Raw genomic sequence first — 3,493 nt, forward strand, 5'->3', positions numbered from 1 at the left:
TCTGCAGCGCCTTCAGGTAGCGCAGCATCTCGTGTTCGGTGTGGTGCGTGTTGAATACCGGGTGCTGGAGCACGGCATCGCGGCGGATCAGCGCCTCGGGCAGGGCCGAATCGGCGGCGGCGACCTGGGCGTCGATGGCGTCCATGTCCAGCGTGACCTGGGTGATCAGCTTGAACAGCGTGGCAACATCGTTGCGGCTGGTCGTTTCGTCGAAAGAAATGCCGAGCACGCCAGCCGAGACGCGGCGCAGGTTGTAACCGGCAGCCAGCGCCTCCGGGTAAATCGTTTCGGCCCGGGCGCCGAGGTCGATGTGGAGGGTGTCGAAGAACTGCCGGGTCAGCACATTGATGCTGGCGCGCTTCAAGCCTTCAGCGAAGATCGCGGTCAGCCGGTGGATGCGCCCGGCGATGGTCTTCAGGCCCTGCGGTCCGTGGTAGACGGCGAACAGGCCGGCCATGTTGGCGAGCAGCACCTGCGAGGTGCAGATGTTGGAATTGGCCTTCTCGCGGCGAATGTGCTGTTCGCGGGTTTGCAGCGCCATGCGGTAGGCGGTCTTGCCGCGCGCATCCTTGGAAACGCCGATGATGCGGCCTGGCATCGAGCGGACATAGGCTTCGCGGGTGGCGAAGAAGGCGGCATGCGGGCCGCCGAAGCCCATCGGGATGCCGAAGCGCTGGCTGGAGCCGAGGGCGATGTCGGCGCCCATGGCGCCGGGCGATTTGATGACAACCAGCGCCATCAGGTCGCTGGCCACGGCCACTGTCGTGCCCTTGGCTTTCAGGCCGGCAATGACGTCGGTCAGATCGCGGACTTCGCCGTTGGCGCCAGGGTACTGGAGCAGGGCGCCGAAGAAATCTTCACTTTCAATTTTTGCGGCATTTTCCGGGTCGACCGTAGCAATCACCAGTTCGAAGCCGAAATAGCCGGCGCGGGTCTTGACCACGTCGATGGTCTGCGGGAAGCAGTTGGCATCGACGAAAAAGCGGTTCGATTTCGACTTGGAAACGCGACGCGCCATGGTCATCGCCTCGGCGGCGGCGGTCGCTTCGTCGAGCAGCGAGGCGTTGGCGATTTCCAGCCCGGTCAAGTCCACGACCATCTGCTGGAAATTCATCAGCGCTTCGAGGCGGCCCTGGGCGATCTCGGCCTGGTAGGGCGTGTAGGCGGTGTACCAGCCCGGGCTTTCCATGACGTTACGCAGGATGACCTTGGGTGTCAGCGTGTCGTAATAGCCCATGCCGAGGCAGGATTTGTTGATCACGTTCTTGCCGGCGATCGCCTTGAGATCGGCCAGGGCTTCGTGTTCGCGGCGCGGCACGGGCAGCGCCAGGTCGGCCGGCAGGCGAATGGCGGCCGGGACGGTCTGGTCGATCAACTGCTCAAGGCTATCGGCGCCGATGGTCGCCAGCATGGCGGCCATTTCGGCCGCGCCCGGGCCGATGTGACGGCCGATGAACTCGTCGTGCTGCTCGAGGGCGGAAAGGGGAAGATTCAACGGCATGGGAATCCTTGAAAACGGTTGCTGTGAACTCCCTCCCCTTCAAGGGGAGGGCCGGGGTGGGGATGGGTTCATGGCGCAAACCGAACCCATCCCCCTCCCAGCCACCCCCTTGACGGGGGAGGAGCTTTAAATGCTGGTGATGCTTAGGCGGCGTCAGCGACGGCCTGGTAAGCAGTGGCGTCGAGCATCTTGTCGACATCGGCCACATTGTCCGGCGTCATCTTGAACAGCCAGGCAGCATAGGCGTCCTGATTGACCGATTCCGGCGCATCGACAGCGGCCTGGTTCACTTCGGTCACGGTGCCGGAGATCGGCGCGTAGACATCCGCCGCAGCCTTGACCGATTCGACGACGGCGATTTCCTTCTCTGCATCAAAATGGGCGCCGACTTCCGGCAGTTCGACGAAAACGAGGTCGCCTAGCGCTTCCTGGGCGTGGTCGGTGATGCCGACCGTGACGCTGCCGTCAGCGTTGACCAGAACCCACTCGTGGGAGGTGGCGTACTTGAGGTGAGACGGGACGTTGGACATGGTTTTCTCCTGAATGGGTTGAATTTAGATGACAGCTTTGCCGTTACGGGCGAATACGGGTTTGCTGACCTTGGCCTTGAGCAGCTTGCCGCGGATGTCGACTTCGACTTCATCGCCGATCTGCACGCCCATCGGCAGGCGGGCGAGGGCGATCGACCGCTGGAGGGTCGGCGAGAAACTGCCGGAGGTGATTTCACCGTCGCCGTGCCGGGTCGTGACTTTCTGGTGGCCGCGCAGCACGCCCTTGTCGAGCAGGATCAGGCCGAGGAATTGTTTCTGCTGGCCGGCTACGGTCAACGCCGATTTACCGACGAAATCGCGCTCGTCCTTCATGGCGACCGTCCAGCTCAGACCGGCGTCGAGCGGCGAAACCGTCTCATCCATATCCTGGCCGTAGAGATTCATCCCGGCTTCCAGGCGCAGCGTGTCGCGGGCGCCCAAGCCGCAGGGGGCGACGCCGGCCGTTTTGAGTTTGTTCCATAGCGCTTCGGCTTCACTGGCCGGCAGCATGATTTCATAGCCGTCTTCACCGGTGTAGCCGGTACTGGCGATGAAATACGGGTCGACTTCGGCGGCAAAGAAGGGCTTGAGGTCGGCGATGGCGGCCTTGGCCTGGGGCAGCACCTGCCAGACCTTGGCGCGGGCATGCGGGCCCTGGACGGCGATGATGCCGAGCGCGTTGGCGCCATCGCGGCGCTGGGTGATGGTCACGTCGAGTTTCCATTCGGCGACCCTGGCCTGCATCCAGGCCAGGTCCTTCTCGGCGGTGCCGGCATTGACGACGATGCGGAAACGGGTATCGGTCAGGAAATAGATGATCAGATCGTCGATGACGCCGCCATGTTCGTTGAGCATGGCCGAGTAGAGCGCCTTGCCGGAAACCTTGAGCTTGGCCACATCGTTGGCGACGAGGCGGGACAGGAAAACACGGCAATCGGCGCCGACGACATCGACCGGGCACATGTGCGACACGTCGAACATGCCGCAGTCGTTGCGGACCGCGTGGTGCTCCTCGATCTGCGAGCCGTAATTGACCGGCATGTCCCAGCCGCCAAAATCGACCATCCGGGCATTCATCGCGCGGTGGGCGGCATTCAAAACCGTTTTCTTCAGCATATCAATCCTTTGCGGGCATTTTTAATGCTAGTAGTAGAAACGAAAAAGGAGTGAAACGAAAGATCAAATCTTGCGTTTCACCCCTTGATACCTGAGAGATTCGCCCGATCGGTGGATGTCGGCAATAACCGCCATGGCTCTCCAGAGTTTTTTGGCTTGCGCCTTGTTTCGTGGTCTTTTTGCCTGAGCGTCTTCGGGTCGCTTTGCGCCTTCGGTGGCAGACGAATCTGCACTCTCCCACGGAACGAATCGCACTATAACGGGATGCCATGGCCTGATCAACCTGCTGCGCCGCACAAGCGGTCCCGGGGCATGGCCTCCTTCGTGCTAGAATCTTCGTTTGCCT

At 62.2% G+C, this 3,493-nt stretch carries 3 protein-coding genes and 1 riboswitch; all 3 genes read right to left on the reverse strand.

Features of this window, described 5'->3' with window-relative positions; genetic code table 11:
* Positions 1 to 1,501, reverse strand: a 1,501-nt coding sequence (locus ADADOO_RS07795) for a glycine dehydrogenase (protein WP_511276454.1), incomplete at its 3' end; no start/stop codon positions are given.
* A gap of 143 nt (positions 1,502 to 1,644) precedes the next feature.
* Positions 1,645 to 2,031, reverse strand: a complete 387-nt coding sequence (gcvH, locus tag ADADOO_RS07800; RefSeq protein ID WP_511276456.1) for a glycine cleavage system protein GcvH — start codon at positions 2,029 to 2,031, stop codon at positions 1,645 to 1,647.
* 24 nt (positions 2,032 to 2,055) lie between these two features.
* Positions 2,056 to 3,147 carry a glycine cleavage system aminomethyltransferase GcvT gene (gene gcvT / locus ADADOO_RS07805; protein WP_511276458.1) on the reverse strand — a complete coding sequence of 364 codons (1,092 nt, stop codon included), beginning with the start codon at positions 3,145 to 3,147 and terminating at the stop codon, positions 2,056 to 2,058.
* A gap of 161 nt (positions 3,148 to 3,308) precedes the next feature.
* A riboswitch (glycine riboswitch) is annotated at positions 3,309 to 3,397 on the reverse strand.
* Between the last annotated feature and the right edge of the window lie 96 nt (positions 3,398 to 3,493).

It is taken from the genome of Azonexus sp., from assembly GCF_036170495.1.
GTDB lineage: Bacteria > Pseudomonadota > Gammaproteobacteria > Burkholderiales > Rhodocyclaceae > Azonexus.